General features: G+C 70.6%; 17 protein-coding genes. All 17 read left to right on the top strand.

The features are described from left to right. Positions 1-2,009, top strand: a 2,009-nt coding sequence (gene infB, locus AC08OQ_RS01890; protein ID WP_476611881.1) for a translation initiation factor IF-2, incomplete at its 5' end; no start/stop codon positions are given. Positions 2,010-2,087: 78 nt separating this feature from the next. Next, complete coding sequence (locus tag AC08OQ_RS01885; protein WP_462185771.1) at positions 2,088-2,486, top strand: DUF503 domain-containing protein; 399 nt, start codon at positions 2,088-2,090, stop codon at positions 2,484-2,486. Next, entirely contained in the window at positions 2,479-2,985 is a 507-nt protein-coding gene (rbfA, locus tag AC08OQ_RS01880; RefSeq protein WP_476593259.1) for a 30S ribosome-binding factor RbfA, read from the top strand. Before AC08OQ_RS01885 ends, rbfA begins: the two co-directional genes overlap by 8 nt. A 79-nt stretch (positions 2,986-3,064) precedes the next feature. After that, complete coding sequence (locus tag AC08OQ_RS01875) at positions 3,065-4,153, top strand: DHH family phosphoesterase (protein ID WP_476602069.1); 1,089 nt, start codon at positions 3,065-3,067, stop codon at positions 4,151-4,153. Beyond that, positions 4,150-5,127, top strand: a complete 978-nt coding sequence (truB, locus tag AC08OQ_RS01870; protein ID WP_476611880.1) for a tRNA pseudouridine(55) synthase TruB — start codon at positions 4,150-4,152, stop codon at positions 5,125-5,127. Before AC08OQ_RS01875 ends, truB begins: the two co-directional genes overlap by 4 nt. A gap of 67 nt (positions 5,128-5,194) precedes the next feature. Next, complete coding sequence (locus AC08OQ_RS01865; protein WP_476594812.1) at positions 5,195-6,124, top strand: bifunctional riboflavin kinase/FAD synthetase; 930 nt, start codon at positions 5,195-5,197, stop codon at positions 6,122-6,124. A gap of 183 nt (positions 6,125-6,307) precedes the next feature. Beyond that, positions 6,308-6,577 (top strand): 30S ribosomal protein S15, encoded by a 270-nt coding sequence (rpsO, locus tag AC08OQ_RS01860; protein WP_462202578.1) that lies wholly within the window; start codon positions 6,308-6,310, stop codon positions 6,575-6,577. Between the two features lie 283 nt (positions 6,578-6,860). Continuing rightward, the gene (locus AC08OQ_RS01855) at positions 6,861-9,068 is read left to right on the top strand and encodes a polyribonucleotide nucleotidyltransferase (protein WP_476611879.1); all 2,208 of its coding nucleotides are present in this window, start codon (positions 6,861-6,863) and stop codon (positions 9,066-9,068) included. 9 nt (positions 9,069-9,077) lie between these two features. After that, a complete protein-coding gene (locus tag AC08OQ_RS01850; protein WP_476601711.1) occupies positions 9,078-10,478 on the top strand; it encodes a M16 family metallopeptidase in 1,401 nt (466 codons plus the stop codon). 124 nt (positions 10,479-10,602) lie between these two features. Then, entirely contained in the window at positions 10,603-11,337 is a 735-nt protein-coding gene (gene dapB, locus AC08OQ_RS01845) for a 4-hydroxy-tetrahydrodipicolinate reductase (protein WP_476593262.1), read from the top strand. A gap of 65 nt (positions 11,338-11,402) precedes the next feature. After that, a complete protein-coding gene (locus AC08OQ_RS01840; protein WP_476611878.1) occupies positions 11,403-13,169 on the top strand; it encodes an Hsp70 family protein in 1,767 nt (588 codons plus the stop codon). Continuing rightward, entirely contained in the window at positions 13,160-14,563 is a 1,404-nt protein-coding gene (locus tag AC08OQ_RS01835) for a hypothetical protein (protein WP_476601713.1), read from the top strand. The genes AC08OQ_RS01840 and AC08OQ_RS01835 overlap by 10 nt, the downstream gene beginning before the upstream one ends. Continuing rightward, a complete protein-coding gene (locus AC08OQ_RS01830; protein ID WP_476601714.1) occupies positions 14,560-15,078 on the top strand; it encodes a hypothetical protein in 519 nt (172 codons plus the stop codon). Before AC08OQ_RS01835 ends, AC08OQ_RS01830 begins: the two co-directional genes overlap by 4 nt. Positions 15,079-15,579: 501 nt before the next feature. Then, on the top strand, positions 15,580-16,530 hold the full coding sequence (locus AC08OQ_RS01825; RefSeq protein WP_462185761.1) for a UDP-glucuronic acid decarboxylase family protein: 951 nt from the start codon (positions 15,580-15,582) through the stop codon (positions 16,528-16,530). A gap of 758 nt (positions 16,531-17,288) precedes the next feature. Then, on the top strand, positions 17,289-18,356 hold the full coding sequence (gene galE / locus AC08OQ_RS01820; RefSeq protein ID WP_476598600.1) for a UDP-glucose 4-epimerase GalE: 1,068 nt from the start codon (positions 17,289-17,291) through the stop codon (positions 18,354-18,356). Further along, complete coding sequence (locus AC08OQ_RS01815) at positions 18,334-19,974, top strand: UDP-glucose dehydrogenase family protein (RefSeq protein WP_476598601.1); 1,641 nt, start codon at positions 18,334-18,336, stop codon at positions 19,972-19,974. Before galE ends, AC08OQ_RS01815 begins: the two co-directional genes overlap by 23 nt. 204 nt (positions 19,975-20,178) lie before the next feature. Next, positions 20,179-21,510: a histidine--tRNA ligase gene (gene hisS, locus AC08OQ_RS01810; RefSeq protein WP_476598602.1), complete on the top strand. Its 1,332-nt coding sequence runs from the start codon at positions 20,179-20,181 to the stop codon at positions 21,508-21,510. The last annotated feature ends 299 nt before the right edge of the window (positions 21,511-21,809 follow it).

The following is a 21,809-nucleotide window of genomic DNA, read 5'->3' as shown; positions in this document are numbered from 1 at the left end:
GTCGTCCCGGTGGCAGCGGCGGCGGTGGCGGTGCGCCCGGTCGTCCCGCGGCCGGCGGCCGTGGCCGCGGTGGGACCACGGCGGGCGCTTTCGGCCCCGGTGGCCGTGGTCGCCCCGGTCGCCAGCGCAAGTCCAAGCGCGCGAAGCGGCAGGAATGGGAGAGCGGGCTCGAAGCGCCGCGCATGGGCGCGATGGTGCCCCGCGGCAACGGGCAGGCCATCCGGCTTCCGCGTGGCGCCTCGCTGGCCGATTTCGCCGACAAGATCGATGCGAACCCGGGCGCTCTGGTCCAGGTCGTGTTCACCCAGCTCGGCGAGATGGTCACCGCGACCCAGTCCTGCACCGACGAGACGCTGCAGCTGTTGGGCGTCACGCTCGGTTACGAGGTCCAGATCGTCAGTCCGGAGGACGAGGACAAGGAGCTCCTCGAGAGCTTCGACCTCTCCTTCGGCGGGGAGTACGGCGACGACGTCGAGCTCAGCTCCCGGCCGCCGGTCGTGACCGTTATGGGTCACGTCGATCATGGTAAGACGAAACTGCTGGACGCCATCCGCTCCACCGACGTGGTCGGGGGCGAGGCCGGTGGTATCACCCAGCACATCGGTGCCTACCAGGTGCGGGCCAAGGTCGACGGCGACGAGCGTCCGATCACCTTCATCGACACTCCGGGCCACGAGACCTTCACCGCCATGCGGGCCCGCGGTGCGCAGGTGACGGACATCGTGGTCCTGGTCGTGGCCGCCGACGACGGGGTGAAGCCGCAGACCATCGAGGCGCTGAACCACGCCCAGGCGGCCGGCGTCCCGGTCGTGGTGGCGGTCAACAAGGTCGACAAGGAGGGCGCCGACCCGGCCAAGGTACGGGGCCAGCTCACCGAGTACGGCCTGGTGGCGGAGGAGTACGGCGGCGACACGATGTTCGTCGACGTCTCCGCCCGCAACCGGACGAACATCGACGGCCTGCTCGAGGCGATCGTCCTGACCGCCGACGCCTCCCTGGACCTACGGGCTCCGACCGAGGTCGAGGCGCAGGGTGTCGCCATCGAAGGCCGGCTCGACCGGGGCCGGGGTCCGGTGGCGACCGTGCTGGTCCAGCGCGGCACGCTGAGGGTCGGTGACTCGGTCGTCGCCGGCGAGGCGTTCGGTCGGGTTCGGGCGATGCTCGACGAACACGGTGGTCAGGTGGTCGAGGCGGGCCCGGCCCGGCCCGTCCAGGTCCTGGGGTTCACCAGCGTTCCCGACGCCGGTGACAATTTCCTGGTGGTGCCCGAGGACCGAGTGGCCCGTCAGATCGCCGAACGTCGTCAGGCCCGCGAGCGTAACGCGGAGCTGGCGCTGAGCCGAGGCCGTCCGACATTGGAGACGATCCTCGAGCGGATGAAGGAGGGCGAGAAGACCCAGCTCAACCTCATCCTCAAGGGCGATGTGTCCGGTTCGGTCGAGGCGCTCGAGGACGCCCTACTCAAGATCGATGTCGGCGACGAGGTCGGTCTGCGGATCATCGACCGTGGGGTCGGTGCGATCACTGAGACCAACGTGATGCTGGCGTCGGCTTCCGACGCGGTCATCATCGGCTTCAACGTCCGGCCGCAGGGCAAGGCGACGGAGTTGGCCGACCGTGAGGGCGTCGAGGTCCGCTACTACTCGGTGATCTACCAGGCCATCGAGGACATCGAGAACGCCCTGAAGGGCATGCTCAAGCCCGTCTACGAGGAGGCGCAGCTCGGTACCGCCGAGGTCCGCGAGGTCTTCCGTGTGCCGCGGATCGGCAACGTGGCCGGCTGTCTGGTCCGTTCCGGCGTCATCCGGCGGAACACCAAGGCCAGGCTCATCCGCGACGGCGTCGTCGTGGCCGACAACCTCACGGTCGAGTCGCTCAAGCGTTTCAAGGACGACGCGACGGAGGTCCGCGAGGGCTACGAGTGCGGTATCGGTCTCGGGTCGTTCAACGACATCAAGATCGATGATGTGATCGAGACGTTCGAGCAACGGGAGGTTCCCCGCGCCTGAGCACGCCCGCGACCGGTGACGATCGAGCTGCCTGCTCGATCGTCACCGGCGGTGTGTGCCCGGCGGCGGGAGACGACCATGTGGATCGGAACCCTCAACCTTGATCTGCTGCTCGGTGACGTGCACTCGTTGAAGGAGAAACGGTCGGTGGTGCGGCCGATCGTGGCGGAGCTGCGTCGCCGTTTCGCCCTCAGCGTGGCCGAGACCGGCCATCATGATCTGTACCGGCGAGCCGAGATCGGGATGGCGGTCGTCGCCGCGGACCGGGCGCACTGCGTTGAGGTCCTCTGCTCCTGCGAGCAGCTGGTGGCCCAGCGACCGGACGTCGAGGTGCTCGCCGCGCGGGCGCGCTACTTCTCGGCGGACGACGCGGACGACGAACCGCATGCACCCGGCGAACCGCACGCACCCGGTGCATCTGCCGCGGTGAGCGTGCCGCCGACGGGACCGGCGAACAAGGAGGTGGACGGTGGCTGATCCGGCCCGGGCACGGCGGCTGGCCGTGCGTATCCGCGAGGTCGTGGCGTCCATGCTGGAGCGTGGCGTCAAGGATCCTCGACTCGGCATGGTGACCGTCACGGAGGTGCGGCTGACGCCGGATCTGGTCGACGCGACGGTCTTCTACACCGTCTACGGCGATGAGACGGCGCGGCAGGCGTCGGCCCAGGCGCTCGAATCCGCTCGGGGGCTGCTGCGCAGCCAGGTCGGCCGGGCCACGGGGGTGAAGGTGACCCCGACGCTCACCTTCGTTCATGACCGGCTTCCCGACGACGCCCAGCATCTGGAGAAGCTGATCAGCGTTGCCCGGGAACGCGACGCGTATCTGGCTGAGGTCCGTCGGGATGCTCGCCCGGCGGGCGACGACGATCCCTACCGCCGGCCGCGCTCCGCCACCGACGAGCCGGATGAGCCCGATGAGCTGGGCGAGCTGGATGAGGTGGGCGAGTACGGCGGGACGGCCCGGCAGGAGGGATGACGGGTACGGGCCCGGGACACCGCGGTGACAGGCACGAGACAGCTGCGATGGGACGAGACAGCGGCGATGGGAACTGACGATGAGCGATGCGACCGATCTCGTGGACCCGTCGGCGGCGCCGGTCAGCCGCTCCTGCCCGGGCGGTGCCGGTCCGACCGGTGATTTCCAGGCCGCGGTGACCGCACTGACCGGCGCGATCGACGCCGGTGACGACATCCTGCTGATCGCCCACGTGAACCCCGACGGGGACAGTCTCGGATCGGCGTTGGCGCTGGGGCTCGCGCTGCGGTCGCTGGGCGGAAGGCCGCGGGTATCCTTCGACGCCGATCCCTTCGTCGTTCCCCGGGTGCTTCGCTTCCTCGCCGGTCAGGATCTGTTGGTGGCTCCCGAGGCCGTCACCGGCCGGCCGGGTCTCGTGGTGACCCTGGACGCCGGCAGCCGGTCCCGGCTGGGCAGGCTCGCCAGCACCACGGCCGGTCGCCGGGTCCTGGTCGTCGACCACCATGCCTCCAACACCCGGTTCGGCGATCTCAACCTGGTCGACCCCGAGGTGGCCTCGACCAGCGCCATGGTCGTCGACCTCATCGATGCCCTGGGCGTGCGGCTCGACCGGGACATCGCGACAGCGATCTACACCGGTCTGGTGACCGACACGGGATCGTTCCGTTTCGCCGCGACGACACCGGCGGTGCACCAACTGGCCGCCCGGCTGCTGGCCACGGGCATCCGTCCCGACCTGATCAGCCGTGCCCTGTGGGACACCCACCGCTTCGGCTATCTCAAGCTACTCAGGGAGGTTCTCGACCGCGTCCGGCTGGAGCCCGAGTACGACCTCGTCTGGTCCTGGTGCAGCCAGGCCGATCTGCGCGCCGCGGGACTGGAGTACGACGAGATCGAGGGGCTCATCGACACGGTGCGCACCGTGTCGGAGGCCGAGGTCGCCCTTGTCTGCAAGCAGGATGGTGACGTCTGGAAGGTCTCGGCCCGTTCCAAGGGGGACGTCGACGTCGGCGCGGTCTGTACGGCTCTCGGTGGTGGCGGCCATCGCTTCGCCGCCGGATTCTCCCGCGGGACGACGCTCGACGAGCTGATGGGCGTGCTCCGGGACGCGCTGGCGCAGGCTCCGCGCCTGGGAGGCCCGGGGAACGCGGCCCGGAGCCCGCGGTGAGCACCCGGGGGGGATCCACCCGGGGACCCGCGCGGCCGGGGGGAGCCGCATCCCGCCGGGGATCCGGGACCGGTCCCGGGCCACAGGTCGACGGGCTCGTCGTCGTGGACAAGCCGGCCGGCTGGACGTCGCACGACGTCGTCGCCAGGGCGCGGCGCATTCTCGGGCAGCGCCGGATCGGCCACGCGGGCACCCTCGATCCGATGGCGACGGGTGTGCTGGTGCTGGGAGCCGGCCGGGGAACCCGCCTGCTCGGGCATCTCGCCCTCACCGGCAAGGCGTATGACGCCACGATCCGGCTCGGCCGGACTACCACGACCGACGACGCCGAGGGCGCGCCGGTCGAGGACCGTCCGGTGGACGTCGACGCCGACCGGCTCACCCGGGCCATGGCCGCCCTCACCGGGGTGCTCGACCAGGTTCCCGCCAGCGTGAGCGCGGTCAAGGTGGGCGGGGTACGCGCGTACGCCAGGGTCCGGGCCGGCGAGGTGGTCGATCTCGCCCCACGCCGGGTGACGGTCCACCGCTTCGACCTGCTGGCGCGGCGGGCCGCGGGCGATGGGGCGGTGGACCCGGCCGGAACCGATCTGGAGGTCACGGTCGGTTGCTCCAGCGGAACGTACGTGCGGGCGCTCGCCCGTGATCTCGGGGTGGCGTTGGACTGCGGGGCGCATCTGACCGCCCTGCGGCGCACCGCCGTTGGTCCCTTCGACTTGGCGGGCGCAGTGACTCTCGACACGTTCGCCGAGCTGGGGCCGCGGGCGGTCACGTCGCTGACCGACGCGGTCGCGGCTGGCTTCCCGCGCCGCGACGTGACGGCGGAGGCGGCGGCGGACGTGTCCCATGGCCGGCGCTTGCCCCCGGTAGGACGGCCGGGCACGTACGGCGTCTTCGGTCCCGACGGGACCGTGCTGGCCCTGGTCGAGGAGACTGAGCGTGCGGTCCGGTCGCTCGTCGTCTTCGCCCCGGTCTAGTCTGGCGGCACCCGGCCGGGGCTCGGCGGCCCGACAGCGCCCCACGAGAATGTCCTAGGCTTCGCACGTGCGAACGTGGCGAGGGGCGGAGAACACGCCTGTCGAGTGGCGGGGCGGGGTCGTCACGATTGGCTTCTTCGACGGGGTGCACCTCGGGCACCGGCAGATCATCGGCCGGGCGGTCCGGCTGGCGCGGGAACGCGGTGAGCGTTCGCTGGTGTTGACCTTCGACCCGCATCCCGGTGAGGTGCTGCGACCCGGCAGCCATCCCGCCCTGCTCACGACGCTGCGTTTCAAGGCCGAGCTGTTGGCCGGGACCGGGGTGGACGCGCTCTGCGTCGAGCCGTTCACGCTGGAGTTCAGCCGGGTCTCCCCGGCCGACTTCGTGCACGGGATACTGGTCGAGCGGCTGCGGGCGAGCGTGGTCGTGGTGGGGGAGAACTTCACCTACGGTCACCGGGCCGCCGGGACGCTCGCGACGCTGTCGGAGGCGGGCGCCCGGGAGGGATTCGAGGTCGACGGGGTCCGTCTCGTCCGCTCCGGCGAGCAGGTGCTCTCCTCGACGGCGATCCGTGCCCGGGTGGCCGAGGGCGACGTAGCGGCCGCGGCGGCCGCGCTGGACCGGCCGCACCGGGTCGAGGGTGTCGTCGTGCACGGCGACGCGCGTGGCCGCACCATCGGCTATCCTACGGCGAACATCCAGGTGACGCCCTGGGCCGCCGTTCCGGCGGACGGCGTGTACGCGGGCTTTGCCTGCTGGTCCGGCCGCCGCCAGCCCGCCGCCATCTCGATCGGCACGAATCCGACGTTCGAGGGACGCGACCGGCGCGTCGAAGCGTTCCTCCTGGACTTTGACGAGGATCTCTACGGCGAGTACATGGCCTACGAGTTCACCCATCGGCTGCGTCCGACCCTGCGCTTCGACTCGGTGGCCGAGCTCGTCACCCAGATGGCCGCGGATGTGGAGGCCACCCGCGCGGCAACCCTGCTCGTCTGAACTCGTCTGAACTCGGCTCACTCCGCCGGGGGCCGAGCGGTTCCCCTCGGGTTGATAGGCTTCCCGGTCAGGCGGGTGCGGTGTGTCCGGACCGGACGGCGATGATGCCGAGGTCCGGTGATCGGTCCGGGTGGGGAAGACCCCGGACGCGCGCCGTCCCGAAACAGAAGGAGAAGGTGGAGCGTGCCGCTCGCGAGCGACGTCAAGCAGAAGATCATGTCCGATTACGCCACCGTCGAGCGGGACACGGGCTCGCCTGAGGTGCAGGTCGCGATGCTGACTCGTCGGATCAGTGACCTGACCGAGCATCTCAAGGCGCATAAGCACGATCACCACAGCCGCCGCGGTCTGCTGCTGCTCGTCGGCCGTCGCCGACGGCTGCTGAACTACCTGGCGAAGACGGATATCAACCGATACCGCGCTCTGATCGAGCGACTCGGGCTACGGCGGTAGCGCGAAGAGGGAGCGGCCCGGGCGGGACGCTCCCTCTGACGCATTGGGGGTAGGTACCGAATGCGTCGAGCCGTCGGCGGAGTCGTCCGCTCGGCGGTGTGGAGGACCTGGCCGGGTCCATGGTGGTGCGAGCCGCCGGTCCTCGGTCGTGGTCGCCGGGATGGGTACGGGCACCGGACCCGGGGGCTTCGACTGAGCACCGGCATCCTCGTTGGCAGGGACCCGGCCGCAGAAGAGGATCGGCCGCGTGGATCCGGCCGAGGAAGAGGATGGAGTGGTTCGAGTGGACGACTCGACACATGCGGCCGAAGCGGTCATCGCGACCCCGGCCGGAGACCGGACGGTTCGGTTCGAGACCGGGCGTCTCGCCAAGCAGGCCGCCGGCTCGGCCGTCGCCTACCTGGGCGACACGATGGTGCTCTCGGCGACGACGGTTAGCAAGCAGCCCAAGGAACAGCTCGACTTCTTCCCGCTGACGGTGGATGTCGAGGAGCGGATGTACGCGGCCGGGCGCATCCCCGGCTCGTTCTTCCGGCGGGAGGGCCGCCCCAGCGAGGACGCGATCCTCACCTGCCGGCTCATCGACCGGCCGCTGCGGCCGTCGTTCGCCAAGGGGCTGCGCAACGAGATCCAGGTCGTGGCCACCGTGCTCGCCCTGGATCCCGACACCCTTTACGATGTGGTCGCCATCAACGCGGCCAGCGCGTCGACGACGCTGTCCGGCCTGCCCTTCACCGGGCCGATCGGCGCGACCCGGGTCGGGTTCGTCGATGGCGAGTGGATCGCCTTCCCGACCCATGCGGAGCTCGCTCGGGCGACCTTCGACATGGTCGTGGCCGGTCGGGTGATCGAGGACGGCTCGGACGTCGCGATCATGATGGTGGAGGCCGAGGCGACCCCGGGCACGGTCGAACTGCTCGCGCACGGCGCGCCGGCTCCCACCGAGGAGGTCGTGGCCGCGGGCCTCGAGGCGGCGAAGCCCGCCATCCGTGAGCTCTGCCGGGCCCAGAACGAGCTGGCCGCGCTCGCCGCGAAGCCCGCCCGGGAGTTCCCCGTCTTCATCGACCATCACGACGACGTGCTGGACGCGCTGTCCGCGGCAATCGGCGACGAGCTGTCCGCCGCGCTGCGCATCCCCGGCAAGGCTGAGCGCGAGAACGAGCTCGACCGGGCCCGCCAGCTCGCGGCCGAGAAGGTGGCCTCCCAGTTCGAGGGGCGGGAGAAGGAGATCGGCGCCGCCTACCGGGCACTGACCAAGAAGCTCGTCCGCTCCCGCATCGTGACCGAGGGCGTGCGCATCGACGGTCGCTCGACAACCGAGATCCGCGCGCTGTCAGCCGAGGTCGACTACATCCCGCGGGTACACGGCTCGGCGCTGTTCGAGCGGGGCGAGACGCAGATCCTCGGCGTCACGACCCTGGCCATGCTGCGCATGGAGCAGACGGTCGACACGCTCAACCCCGACCGCACCAAGCGGTACATGCACAACTACAACTTCCCGCCGTACTCCACCGGCGAGACCGGCCGCGTCGGTTCGCCGAAGCGCCGAGAGATCGGCCACGGGGCACTCGCCGAGCGGGCCCTGCTCCCGGTGCTGCCCAGCCGCGAGGAGTTCCCCTACGCGATCCGGCAGGTATCCGAGGCGCTGGGTTCGAACGGGTCGACGAGCATGGGCTCGGTGTGCGCGAGCACCCTGTCGCTGCTCAACGCCGGGGTACCGCTCAAGGCGCCGGTCGCCGGGATCGCGATGGGCCTCATCCACGCCGACGACTCCTACGTCACCCTGACCGACATCCTCGGGGCCGAGGACGCCTACGGGGACATGGACTTCAAGGTCGCCGGCACCCGGGACTTCGTCACCGCGCTCCAGCTCGACACCAAGCTCGACGGCATCCCGGCCTCGGTCCTCGCCGCGGCGCTCCAGCAGGCGCGCGGGGCGCGGCTCGCGATCCTTGACGTGATGGCCGAGGCCATCGGCAGCCCGGACGAGATGTCCGCTCACGCCCCGCGGGTCATCTCCGTCAAGATCCCGGTGGACAAGATCGGGGAGGTCATCGGACCCAAGGGTAAGATGATCAACCAGATCCAGGCGGACAGCGGTGCCGAGATCACCGTCGAGGACGACGGGACGATCTACATCGGCGCGGTGGACGGTCCGTCGGCGGAGTCCGCCCGGTCGGCGATCAACGCGATCGCCAACCCGCAGATGCCCGAGGTCGGCGAGCGTTATCTGGGGACGATTGTGAAGATCACCAATTTCGGGGCCTTCGTCTCGCTCACCCCGGGCCGGGACGGCCTGCTCCACGTCAGCAAGCTCAAGACACTCTCCGGCGGTAAGCGGGTGGAGAAGGTGGAGGACGTCCTGACGGTGGGTCAGAAGCTCCAGGTCGAGATCACCGAGATCGACAGCCGCGGGAAGATCAGCCTGTCCCCGATCGCCGAAGCCGCCGAAGCCGCCGAAGCCGCCGACGCGGCGGCCGCCGCCTCCTGACGGCCCGTCGTGTCCGACACTCCCACGCCCGACCTGACCTGCTCCGCGGGGACCGCCGGCGCGCCGCGGAACAAGCCGGTTCCCGGCTCCCGGGCCGCGCACCTGCTCGCTGGCGGGGTCGGTGGCGAATCGTTGCTGGACGGCGCGGTGCGCCGCACCGTGCTCCCCGGCGGTCTGCGGGTCATCACCGAGCGGGTCCCCGGGGTGCGCTCGGTCGCGATCGGCGTCTGGGTCGGGGTGGGCTCGCGCGACGAGACGCCGATGACCGCCGGATGCTCCCACTACCTGGAGCACCTGCTGTTCAAGGGCACGCCCAGCCGGGACGCGTTGATCATCAGCGCGTCGGTCGAGGCGGTCGGCGGGGACATCAACGCCTTCACCGGCAAGGAGTACACCTGCTACTACGCGCGGGTGCTCGACTCCGATCTCGCGATGGCCGTCGACGTCATCGCCGACATGGTCACCAACTCGCTGGTGACGGCCGACGACGTCGAGGCCGAGCGTGGCGTGATCCTGGAGGAGATCGCCATGTACGAGGACGACCCGGGTGACCTCGTCCATGACGTGTTCGCGGAGGCGATGCTCGGGTCGTCGGTGCTCGGCCGCCCGGTGCTCGGGACGACCGAGTCGATCGAGGGGCTGGGCCGGGAGACCATCGCGGACTACTACCGCTCCCGGTACATCCCGCCGGCGATGGTGGTCTCCATCGCCGGCAACCTGGCGCACGACCGGGCGCTGGCGCTGGTAGCCGAGGCGTTCGCCGACCGTCTGACAGTGAGCGCCGAGCCGTTCGAGGTACGTGGCGGATCGTACGACTACCCGCAGCCGCCCGGCATCGTCGTGACCGACCGGCCGACCGAGCAGGCGCATCTCGTGCTCGGCACTAGGGGACTGTCCCGGCACGATCCGCGCCGTTACACGCTCGGCGTGCTGTCGACGGCGCTAGGCGGTGGGATGAGCTCGCGGCTGTTCCAGGAGATCCGGGAGAAGCGGGGGCTGGCGTACTCGGTGGGTTCGTTCGCCTCCCACTTCGCCGACGCGGGCCTGTTCGGCGTCTATGCCGGATGCGCCCCCAAGCGTGCCGATATGGTCCTCGAGCTCGCCCGTGAGCAGGTACGCCAGATCGCCGAGCACGGGATCAGTGCCGAGGAACTCGACCGGGCCCGTGGGCAGAACCGCGGCTCGATGATTCTCGGCCTGGAGGACACCGGATCCCGGATGAGCCGCCTCGGCAAGAGCGAGCTCGTCCACGGTGAGGTCCTGCCGGTCGATGAGATCATCGCCCGGGTGGGCGCGGTCACCCTCGACGACGTCACCACGATCGCGCGGGAGCTGCTGGACCAGTCCTGGGCCCTGGGCGTTATCGGACCCTTCGACGACCACGACTTCAGCGCCGCCGTCGCCCGTTAGCGGCTCTCCTCCCGAGAGGTTCGAGGTTCACTGAATGTCCGACTCCGACTCCGACTCCGACTCCGACTCCCGCCCGGTAGCCGGTGCTGTCCCGGCAACCGGGATACCGGCAACAGGGATAGCAGTGGGGGTGCTCGGTGCACGGGGACGGATGGGGTCGACGGTGTGTGCTGCCGTCGAAGCCGCCGCCGACCTGGCGCTGGTCGCGGCCCTCGGCGTCGGCGATGACCGTGGTGCGCTCGCCGCGGCCGACGTCGTCGTCGACTTCACCACCCCGGACGCGGTGATGGACAACCTCCGCTGGTGTGTCCAGGCCGGCAAGCACGTCGTCGTCGGCACCACCGGCTTCGACGAGCCGCGGCTCGCGACCCTGCGTGGCTGGCTGGCCGCGGCACCGGGGGTCGGGGTGCTCGTCGCGCCGAACTTCGGGGTAGCCGCCGTGCTGATGATGACGTTCGCTGCCCGGGCCGCCCGGTTCTTCGACTCGGTGGAGATCGTCGAGTTGCACCATCCCGGCAAGGCCGACGCGCCAAGCGGCACCGCCCGGCGTACCGCGGAGCTGGTCGCCGCGGCGCGTACCACCGCCGGATTGCCGGTGGCCGGCCCGGACGCGACGACCGCCGCCCTCGACGGTGCCCGCGGCGCCCGGGTCGACGGCGTGCCGGTGCATGCCGTCCGCCTCGCCGGGCTCGTCGCGCATCAGGAGGTCCTGCTCGGGGGCGCGGGGGAGACCCTCACCCTGCGACATGATTCCTACGACCGCACCTCGTTCATGCCGGGGGTGCTGCTGAGCGTGCGGAAGGTCGGCGAGCGACCGGGACTCACGGTCGGTCTGGAGTCGCTGCTCGACCTGGACTAGCGCCGCGGGTACTTCGGGGCAGGTGTCTGCTGTCACCACGGGCCGCGAAAGATAGGTTTCCGGGTGTGGTCGGACACGTTGACCGTCGTTTCCCGGCGGGTACCCGTAGCATCTTCGGTATCGATCTTGGTACGACGTTCAGCTGCCTGGCCCGGGTGTCCGGTTCCGGCGAGCCGCAGATCGTGCCGTTGCCCGACGACGCGCGGACGCTGCCGAGCGTGGTGCTGTTCGTGGGGGCCGACGACTACATCACCGGGGAGACCGCGCGGCGGCTGGCCCGGGCGCGCCCCGACGACGTGTGCTCCCTGGTCAAGCGGCGGATGGGGGACGGGGACTGGCGCTTCGTCACCCGCGGCGCGGCCTGGTCGGCGCCGGCCGTCAGCGGTCTGATCCTCAAGGCGCTGGTCTCCGACGCCGCGCTCACCACCGGCGAGCCCGTCGAGGACGTCGTGATCACCGTTCCGGCCTACTTCGGGGACGAGGAGCGCCGCGCGACGGTGCTTGCCGGCGAGTACGCGGGGCTGAATGTCGTCGACGTCATCAACGAGCCGACCGCGGCGGCGCTGTCCTACGGCTTTGCCCGCTTCGAGATCGGTGCACGGCGTACGCTCGGTGGTCCGGGAATGGCGGCGGAGGAGGTCGCGCTCGTCTACGACCTGGGCGGCGGTACGTTCGACGTCACCGTGGTCGAGCTCGCCGACCGGCGGGTGTCGGTGGTGGCGATCGACGGTGACCATCAGCTGGGCGGTGCCGACTGGGACGAGAAGGTGGTGCTCTTCCTCTGCGACCGGTTCCTCGCGGCCCATCCCGGCGCCCGGGACCCGCTCGACGGCGGCGAGACCGCCCAGGCGCTCGCGCTCGCCGCCGAACGGGCCCGCCGGGAGCTGACCGACGTCGCATCGACGACGGTCCTGGTCGAGCACGCCGGGTTGTCCACCGAGGTCACGCTGACCCGCGACGAACTCGAACGGCTCACCGCCGGTCTGCTTGATCGGACGATCACCCTTACCCGGGTCGCGGTCGACGCCGCGCGGGCCCGAGGGGTGCGGGGGATCGACCGGATCCTGCTCGTCGGCGGCGCGGCGCGGATGCCGGCCGTGGCCAGGCGCCTCGCCGCCGAGTTCGCCGTGCCCGTCGAGTTGACCGATCCCGACCTCGCCGTGGCCCGCGGGGCCGCGATCTACGGGGAGAAGAAGGCGCTGGAACGCCTGGTGACCGCCGACCTGGTGACCCGCGGTCAGCTGGTTGACGGGGCTGCCGTGGACACCGCCGCCCCAGCGGACCTGGACGCGGCGTGCCGGCGGCTCGCGAGCGTCCTCGGCCTGCCCGCCCAGCGGGTGCGCCGCACCGTCGAGGTACAGGTCGTCAACGTTGTCTCGCGTGGTTTCGGGGTGTTGGCGTTGAACCGGTTCGGTGAACAGGGGGCAGTCTTCCTGGTGCACCGCAACGACCGGCTTCCGATCGCCGTCCGGCGCGCGTTCGGGACGGTGCGCAACGACCAGGACGCCGTCACCGTCTACGTCGTCGAACAGGCCGGTGGTGTCGAATCGGCGCGTATCGAGGACAACAAGGTCATTGCCGAGGCCGAGATCACGGGTATCCCGCCAGGTTTCCCGGCCGGCTCCCAGATTGAGATCATTTTCCGGATGGGTTTCGATGGGATCCTGGAGGTGACGGCGACGCATGAGGGTCTCGTCGACCGGCCGCTCACGGTACGGGTGGAGACCTCGGCCGCGTTGAGCCAGGCCGACGTCGCCCGTGAGCGGGAACAGGTGGCCCGGGCCCGCCGGGAGCGCGGCGGCCCGGGTGGTGCGCCGAGCGGATGGATCTGAGGGGCGCGGCGATGCGGTCCTTCGACTCCAACGACTACCGTCGCCGGGTCCTCGCCGTCGTGCACAGCCGGGGCGGGGCCGAGCACAGCGATCCCTTCGAGATCTACGACATCCCGCTCGACGAGGTGGACACCCTCGACGACGCCGCAATCGAGGCCAGGACCGCGGATGTCGGGGCGTTCTGGCAGCGCAGCCGGGACCACCCCCGCTACCGAGGAGTGATTATCGGTCTGCTGGGGCTGCACGCGGAGCTCGTCGCGGCACTGGCGACCCGTACCGCGCGCCTAGAGCTGCGGGATCGGGTCGCCGCCGCCCGGGACGACGAACGATTCGCCTCCCTGGACGCCGCGGTCGGGCGACTCGTCGCCCGGTTCGGTGGACTCCCGGAGGACAAGATCGTCGGTTTGCGGGCGCTGGCGGCATCCCAGGGGATCGACGACTCCGCGTTCACGCTGCGGATCCGGCGTCATCGGGCCCTGCCTGCCGGATCGCGGAGCTCCGCCACGGAGGCCTCGGCCGGCGCGATCCCCGCCGAGGTACTCGGCCAGGTCCGCGCAGATCTCGATGAACTGGGCCGGATCACCGGAAGCACCCCGCCCCGGAGCCTGTTCGACCTGATCGGCGTGCGGCCCGGCACCGGCCGGGCGGAGATCCGAGCGGTGCGTGATGCGGCGCTCGTCCGCAACCGGGCCCGTCGGCCGGACCGCCGGCGGGCACTGCTCGACGATTTCCTGGCCGCGGTCGGTGCGCTGCTGGTCGACGGCGAGCCGGACGCCTACCTCGATGCGCTCGCCGTGACGACGACCGAGCGGTTGCGCCCGCGGGTGGCCGCGGCCGTCCTTGTGGAGGACGTGCTGCTCCCCGTGGAGGCCGCGGCGCTGGTCGCCGAGGCGGAGGCGGACGGGCTTGACGCCGCCCGGGCGAGGGGGGTGGTCACCGCCCTCGCCCGGGAGCACAGGGTGCTCCCCTCCCCGTCCCCGTGGGCATCGCCGCCGACGACCTCCGGGCGTCCGGAGGCCGCACCGGACCGGCCGTCGGCGCCGCGCACCGCAGCCGACGAGCTTTCCGCCGCTTCGGACCTGCGGCTGGAGCACGACCGGCTACGGTGGACCTGGCCCGCGGGCTGCACGGAGATGATGCTCGCCTGGCGGGTGGACGCTCCGCCGGTCGGCGCGGATGATTCACAGGCACAGGTGCGTAAGGTGACCAACACCCGTTACGAGATCGACGGCGGAGTCCCGTTGCCGGCGACGCGACCCCTGTATGTGGCGCTCTTCGGTTGTCTTCGGGAGTCGGGACGGCTGGTTGTGGCGACCTTGGCGGCGCCCGGGGCACGGATCCGGCTGGATCCGGACGGTCCGGTGGCGTCGGCATCGGGCGGGGCGTCTAGGTGAGGGCCCGGTGGCTGGTGGCCGTGCTCGTCGCGGCGTGTGGCTTCTACCTCGGGCTGATCGGGTGGCGGGGAATCCAGTTGCTCGGCGACGATCGCTGGGCGGCCCGTGGACTCGGTCTCGGTGTCGTGCTGCTTCCGCTGATCGGCGCCGTCGTCATCCTGCGTGAGCTGCGTTTCGGCCGCGACACCGAGCGGCTTGCCCGGATGTTCGACGTAGCCGCGGATGCGACGGCTGACGTCGAGCCCGGCACCGCCCGCGGCTTCGACCCCGACCTCGACCTCGACCCCGGCGCCCGAGCCGACGAGCCGGTTCTCGTGCGCCGGCCGTCGGGCCGGATCGACCGCGCATCGCCCGACGCCGCGTTCGCCCAGCGTCGGGCGGAGGCCGAGGCGGCGCCGGGCGAATGGCGTCGCTGGTACCGGCTCGCGGTCTCCTATGGAGATGCCGGGGACACCCGCCGGGGACGCGCCGCGATGCGTCACGCGATCGCCCTCGAGCGGCACTTCCGCGGGTGACCGTGCCCCGTCCCCTGGCGGTGGATTGCTCATCCAATGCAGGTGGATCCGGCACGGCTATTGACATCTCCCGGAGGGAGCCGGGCACCCTCGGTGACAGGCAGTTATATCGTATTGACCGCGGCGAGGAGGGAGACTGAGCCGGGGTCGCGTACTAACGCGTCGATGACCTGTGTACGATGCCGCAGAGAGTCGGCGTTGTCGGCCATCAGACTACTGGGGGGTAGTGCGGTGTTCGTATCCTGTGGCCATTCGAGACGGGTCCGGCAGCGTCCATGCTGAGCGCCCCCGGCGGGTGAGCAGTCACTGATCTCCTGATCTCCGATCAATTTGATGCCCCTTTCCCCCGATCCTCCAACCTGGCCTCGCGGCGCGATCTGATCCGATGCGCCGCCTCCTTCGCATGGCTCAAGGGAGGCCGCCCGTCGTCGCCGGACTCCGGACAGCGATCGACGGGCACTCTCCGGGGTCCTCTGTATTCCAGATCCGGGAGCACACGACGTGCGTGCGATAGTGACCGGCGGCGCCGGTTTTCTGGGCAGTCATCTCTGTGAACGCCTACTGGGCGGCGGCTACGAGGTCATCTGTTTCGACAACTTCCTCACCGGCCGGCCGGAGAACGTGGAGCATCTGCTCGCCGATCCACGTTTCCGCCTGGTCAACCGGGATGTGAATGATTTTATTTATGTTTCCGGTCCGGTCGACGTCGTGTTGCACTTTGCATCCCCGGCATCTCCGGTGGATTACTACGAGCTGCCGATCGAGACACTCAAGGTCGGTTCGCTCGGTACCTTCCACGCCCTTGGCCTGGCGCGGCAGAAGAATGCTCGGTTCCTGCTCGCCTCGACCTCGGAGTCCTACGGCGATCCACAGGTAAATCCCCAGCCGGAAGGCTACTGGGGCAACGTGAACCCGGTCGGCCCACGCAGTGTGTACGACGAGGCCAAGCGATTCTCCGAGGCGGTGGCCATGGCCTATCGGCGCAAGCACGGCGTCGACACCGGTATTGTTCGCATCTTCAACACCTACGGCCCGCGGATGCGGGTCGACGACGGTCGCGCCATTCCGGCCTTCATCTCCCAGGCGCTGCGGGGCGAGCCCATCACGGTCGCCGGTGACGGAACCCAGACCCGGTCCATCTGTTATGTCGACGACCTGATCGACGGCATCGTCCGACTTCTGCACTCGGACCTGCCCGGGCCCGTGAACATTGGGAACCCGCACGAGATGTCGATCCTCGACACCGCGGTGCTCGTCCGTGACCTGTGCGGATCGACGGCGCCGATCACCTTCGTCCCGCGGCCCCAGGACGACCCTTCGGTACGCCAACCCGACATCACCCTCGCCCGGACCCTCCTGGGCTGGGAACCGAAGACGAGCCTGCATGACGGGCTCACCCGGACGATCTCCTGGTTCGCCGGCCAGCTCGCGGAGAGCCGTCAGGTCGCTTGACCGGCGTCAAGGTGTCCCCCCGGATACCGAGCTTTCCGGGGAGGTGGCTTTCTGTTTGCGGGGGGATGGCTCGCGATGGCCGGCACCACGCCGTGTGCACCGCCGTGTTACGTGAGATCGGTGGCATTGGTCCGCAACCCGCCGAGGATGTCAGCGCCACGTACCTGCCGTGCGCGCTCAGGTCGAGACGGGGCCTTCGCCGCCGATGCGTGGGCGAACGGCGACCGGCCCGGGATGTCCGCGGCAATGGTGACCCGAGAGTTCCCGTGGCCCCGCCACCTCCCGGACATATCTTCTTCCCGGGCATCTTCTTCCGGGACGTGGACCGCCGGCCCCGGGTGCCGTGCGCGCGGTTCTTGCCACCGGCCGTGCACTACCCGACGCTGGCGCTGTGACCGGACCGGGGCTCCTGCTCGCGCCGATCGCCTGGTTCACCGGGATCGCCGTCGTCCCCGGGATCGCCGAGGCCGCTACCAGGTCGGCGATGCACCAATCTGGGGATTATGTTCTGCTGTGCCTGATGTTCGCCGCCCAGTGCGGGCCCGTGCCCATCGCGGTGTTCGCTGCCCGAACGGCCGGGACCGCGCGGTCCAGCCGAAGGGCACCGGCGCGACGGGCGTGGTCGTGGTGCCGATCCCAGGTACGGATCCTAGCCGTCGTCGGGTTGATCCCGCTGCCGGGATCGGTTGTTCCGGGTCGGAATGGAGCACCTGTGGCGAGTTGTTTCAGTTGATCACGAAGAAGTGGATAACTGAGCTATGACGTCGACGAGTCGAGCCGAGACGGTCCTGGTGACCGGGGCTACGGGGTTCATCGGCTCCCATACTTGGGTGGACCTGCTCGCCGCGGGTCATCGGGTAGTGGGAGTGGACAACTTCGCCAACAGCTCACCACGGGTGCTGGGCAGGCTGCGTAAGGTGGTGGACGGCGACATCGACTTCGTGCGGCTCGATGTCCGTGACCGGGCGGCGCTCGGTGACGTGTTCCGCCGATGGAAGATCGATTCCGTTATTCACTTCGCCGCTCTCAAGGCCGTCGGCGAGTCGGTCGACATCCCGCTGGAGTACTACGACACGAACGTCAACGCGACGTTGGGCCTGGTCTCCGTGATGGCGGAGCACGGCGTGCGCCGGCTGGTCTTCTCGTCCTCGTGCGCAATCTACGGAGCGGCGGCCAAGGTACCGATCGCCGAGGACACGCCGGCCCGCCCGACCAATCCCTACGCGCGCACCAAGTGGATGTGCGAGCAGATCCTCGCCGACCTCTGCGCCCGGGATCCGTCCTGGCACGTGACGTCCCTGCGATACTTCAACCCCACCGGGGCGCACGAGTCGGGCCTGCTCGGCGAGGACCCCCGTGGGGTGCCGAACAACGTCATGCCCTACCTGGCCCAGGTGGCGGTCGGCCGGCGCCCGGAGCTGTCTATCTTCGGCGACGACTACCCCACGTCCGACGGCACGGGCGTACGCGACTACATCCACGTGGTCGACCTGGCGGAGGGCCATCGACTCGCTCTCGATCATCTTGATGACCAGGCGGGACATCGGGTCATCAACCTCGGGACCGGCGCTGGCACCTCCGTGCGGGAACTGCTCGCGGCCTTCTCCGCGGCCTGCGCTCGTGATCTCCCCAGCCGCGTCGTGGCGAGGCGGCCGGGGGACGTCGCCGCACTGGTCGCCGACGCGGCGCTCGCCCGTACGGCGCTCGGCTGGTCAGCCCGCCGGGATGTCGCGGACATGTGCCGGGATGCCTGGGAGTTTCAGCGTCTCAATCCAGGGGGGTACGACGATGAGGAGGAGTCTGATGAGCTCGTCGGACAGCCTTGATGATGCGGCGGGGCCCGGAACCGGGCCTCGCCCACGCCTGACCGTCATCGGCACCGGGTATCTGGGGGCCACCCACGCGGTGTGCATGGCGGAGCTCGGCTTCGAGGTGCTCGCCGTGGACGTCGACCATTCGAAGATCGAGCGGTTGTCCGCGGGGGAGATCCCGTTCTTCGAGCCCGACCTCGCCGACCTCCTGCGCGCGAACCTCCGGACCGGACGGCTGCGTTTCACCACCTCCTTCGAGGAGATCGCCGAGTTCGGCGACGTGCACTTCGTCTGTGTGGGCACCCCCCAGCGTGCCGACGGTTACGGGGCGGACCTGGGCCACTTGCACGCCGCCATCGAGCGCCTCGCGCCGCTGCTGACCCGGCCGTGCCTCGTGGTCGGCAAGTCGACGGTGCCGGCCGGCACGGCTGCGGGGCTAGCCCGGACAATCGCGCAGCTCGCCCCGGCGAACCGCCCGGCCGCGGACGAGACGGCGCTCGGCGTGGCGGGGGCCGGCGGGTTGGGCCGCGTCGAGGTGGGCCGCGTCGAGGTGGGCCATGACGGGCTGGGCCATGACGAGGTGGACGAGCCCGCCGACATCTCCAGCGATCTTGCTGGCGTCCAGCTGGCCTGGAACCCGGAGTTCCTCCGGGAGGGCTTCGCGGTGGCCGACACCCTGCGACCGGACCGGCTCGTCTTCGGTGTCGCCTCCCCGGCTGCGGAAGGAGCGATGCGGGCGGCCTTCGCGCCGGTGATCGCCCAGGGGGTGCCGGTCATCGTGACGGACTACGCGACGGCCGAGCTGGTGAAGACGGCGGCCAACTCCTTTCTCGCGACGAAGATCTCCTTCATCAACGCGATGGCGGAGGTGTGCGAGGCGGTCGATGCCGATGTCCTGACGCTGGCCGAGGCGCTGTCCCACGACGTGCGCATCGGCGGGAACTTCCTGCGTCCGGGGGTGGGGTTCGGGGGCGGCTGCCTACCTAAGGACATCCGGGCCTTCCAGGCCCGCGCGGACGAGCTCGGGGTCGGTGCGGCGCTGCGTTTCCTGCGCGAGATCGACGAGATCAACAATCGCCGCCGGGACCGCGTGGTGGACCTGGTCACCGCGGCCCTGGACGGCACGCTGGCCGGCCGGCGCCTCGTCGTGCTGGGCGCCGCGTTCAAGCCCAACTCCGACGACGTGCGGGACTCCCCGGCGCTCGCGGTCGCGGGGCTGCTGGCCGGGACCGGCGCCGAGGTGACGGTCGTGGATCCGGTCGCGACGCACAACGCCCGGCGGGCCCTGCCCGGCCTCGCCTACAGCGACTCCGTCGAGGCCGTGGTCGAGGGGGCCGATGCGCTGGTCCTACTCACCGAGTGGCGCCAGTTCGCCGACCTGGACCCGGCCCGGCTCGGGGCCGTGGTCCGGCGCAAGGTCATGGTGGACGCCCGGCACGCGCTCGACGCCGACCAGTGGCGCCAGGCCGGATGGGTCTACCTGGCCCCCGGCCGGCCGACCGGCATCATCCCGAGCTCGTTGCCGGAGCAGCGGCACCGGAGGGACGGACCGCCGCCGGCGCCGGCCGAGCAGCGCGGCGAGGTGGGTGCGCGGCTCGCGGAGGTCGAGGCGCGCGCGGGGCACCCGATGTGATCGACGGGATGGGGCCCGGTGGAACGGGCCCCATCCCCGCCGTGGGACCGCTCTCCGGCCGTGAGGGCAACGAGCCCCACGCGATAGGCTGTCGCTCATGCGTCTCCTCGCTCGACATCGGTGACTGCCACCCGGCTTCGCGGTTGACCGTGCCCGGGGCGGCAGGTGCCCGTCCGTTCGAGATGATGAGGAGATTCCGCGGCGATGAGTGACGCGCCGATCGTCCGTCCCCTGCCCGTGAGCGGGTTTCCCGAGTGGCTGCCCGAGGTCCGTCTCGTCGAGCAGCGATGGCTCGACACCATCCGGGCGACGTTCGAGCGGTACGGCTTCTGCTCGGTGGAGACCCCCTCGGTCGAGGCGCTCGAGGTGCTGACCGCGAAGGGGGAGACCTCCCAGGAGGTCTACACGCTGCGCCGCCTGCAGGCCGACGCCGACGACGACAGCGCCCGCCTCGGCCTGCACTTCGACCTCACGGTGCCCTTCGCGCGGTACGTGGCCGCCCACTTCAACGACCTCGTGTTCCCGTTCAAGCGCTACCAGATCCAGCGGGTGTGGCGGGGGGAGCGTCCGCAGGAGGGCCGCTTCCGCGAGTTCACCCAGTGCGACATCGACGTGATCAATGTTGATCAGGTGCCCCTGCACTTCGACGCGGAGCTTCCCCGCATCGTGCATGAGGTCCTGGGCACCCTCGGCGTTCCGCCCTGGACCCTCAACATCAACAATCGCAAGGTGCTCCAGGGCTTCTACGAGAGCCTGGGCATCGGCGATCCGCTGGCCGTCATCCGGGTCGCTGACAAGCTCGACAAGATCGGCCTCGCGGGAGTGGAGGGGCTGCTGACCACCGCGGTCGGGCTCGACCCGGACCAGGTGCGCGCCTGCCTGGAGCTCACGGGCATCCGGGGCTCCGATCCCGGCGTCGTCGAGGAGGTACGCCGGCTCGGGGTGAAGTCGGACCTGCTCTCCGAGGGGCTCGACGAGCTCGCCGCGGTTCTCGATGATCTTGGCGATCTCGCCGACCTGCCCGCCGGCGGCGTGGTCGCGGACCTCTCGATCGCCCGCGGTCTCGATTACTACACCGGGACCGTCTACGAGGCGAAGTTCGTTGACTGGCCGGACTTCGGCAGCATCTGCTCGGGGGGGCGGTACGACAACCTTGCCGGCTCCTTCATCCGCCGCAACCTCCCCGGCGTCGGGATCTCGATCGGCCTCACCCGCATCTTCGCCAAGCTCTCGGCCGAGGGCCTGCTCACCACCGGGCCGTCCAGCCCCGCCGACGTGCTAGTCGTGATCCCCTCCGCGTCGCGCCGTGCCGCCGCCCTCGCGACGGCCGCCGAGCTGCGCACCCGGGGGCTGCGGGTGGAGACCTACCACCAGCCGGACAAGGTGGCCAAGCAGGTCCGCTACGCTTCCCGCAAGGGCATCGGATTCGTCTGGTTCCCGCCCTTCGACGATGGCCGGGCGCACGAGGTGAAGAACATGGCCACCGGGGACCAGTCCGCGGCGGACCCAGCGGCCTGGACCCCGGCCGCGGGCTGACCGGCGGGCGTGCCGCCGCGCCATCGCCGGGAGGCTGCCCGTCGTGACGTGGCCGGGCGGCCGGGGATTGACGGGGGCGGAGATCCCCGGCCGCGCCATGCCACGCCGTGAGGGCGGGCACTGCGACTCCTCGTCGCTGGGGACTGACGAGGCGTCCACCTCCGGTGTACCACGCGGGTTGTGACTGCCAATCCCCGCGCGTCGATCGGGTAACCGGACGGGTAAGTGGATGCCGATACGATCCCGGTTGGGCGATTGCTGGCCCGGTCGGGTGATTGCAGGCCTGGCGTCCGGGTGCA

This window comes from Frankia sp. CcCS3, from assembly GCF_977927575.1.
This window is presented reverse-complemented; position numbering and strand designations above follow the sequence as displayed.

Coding starts and splice junctions, on each gene's coding strand:
- AC08OQ_RS01885 (WP_462185771.1), top strand. CDS start 2,088: ATGTGGATCGGAACCCTCAACCTTGATCTGCTGCTCGGTGACGTGCAC.
- AC08OQ_RS01875 (WP_476602069.1), top strand. CDS start 3,065: ATGAGCGATGCGACCGATCTCGTGGACCCGTCGGCGGCGCCGGTCAGC.
- AC08OQ_RS01835 (WP_476601713.1), top strand. CDS start 13,160: ATGGATCTGAGGGGCGCGGCGATGCGGTCCTTCGACTCCAACGACTAC.
- galE (WP_476598600.1), top strand. CDS start 17,289: ATGACGTCGACGAGTCGAGCCGAGACGGTCCTGGTGACCGGGGCTACG.
- AC08OQ_RS01815 (WP_476598601.1), top strand. CDS start 18,334: ATGAGCTCGTCGGACAGCCTTGATGATGCGGCGGGGCCCGGAACCGGG.
- hisS (WP_476598602.1), top strand. CDS start 20,179: ATGAGTGACGCGCCGATCGTCCGTCCCCTGCCCGTGAGCGGGTTTCCC.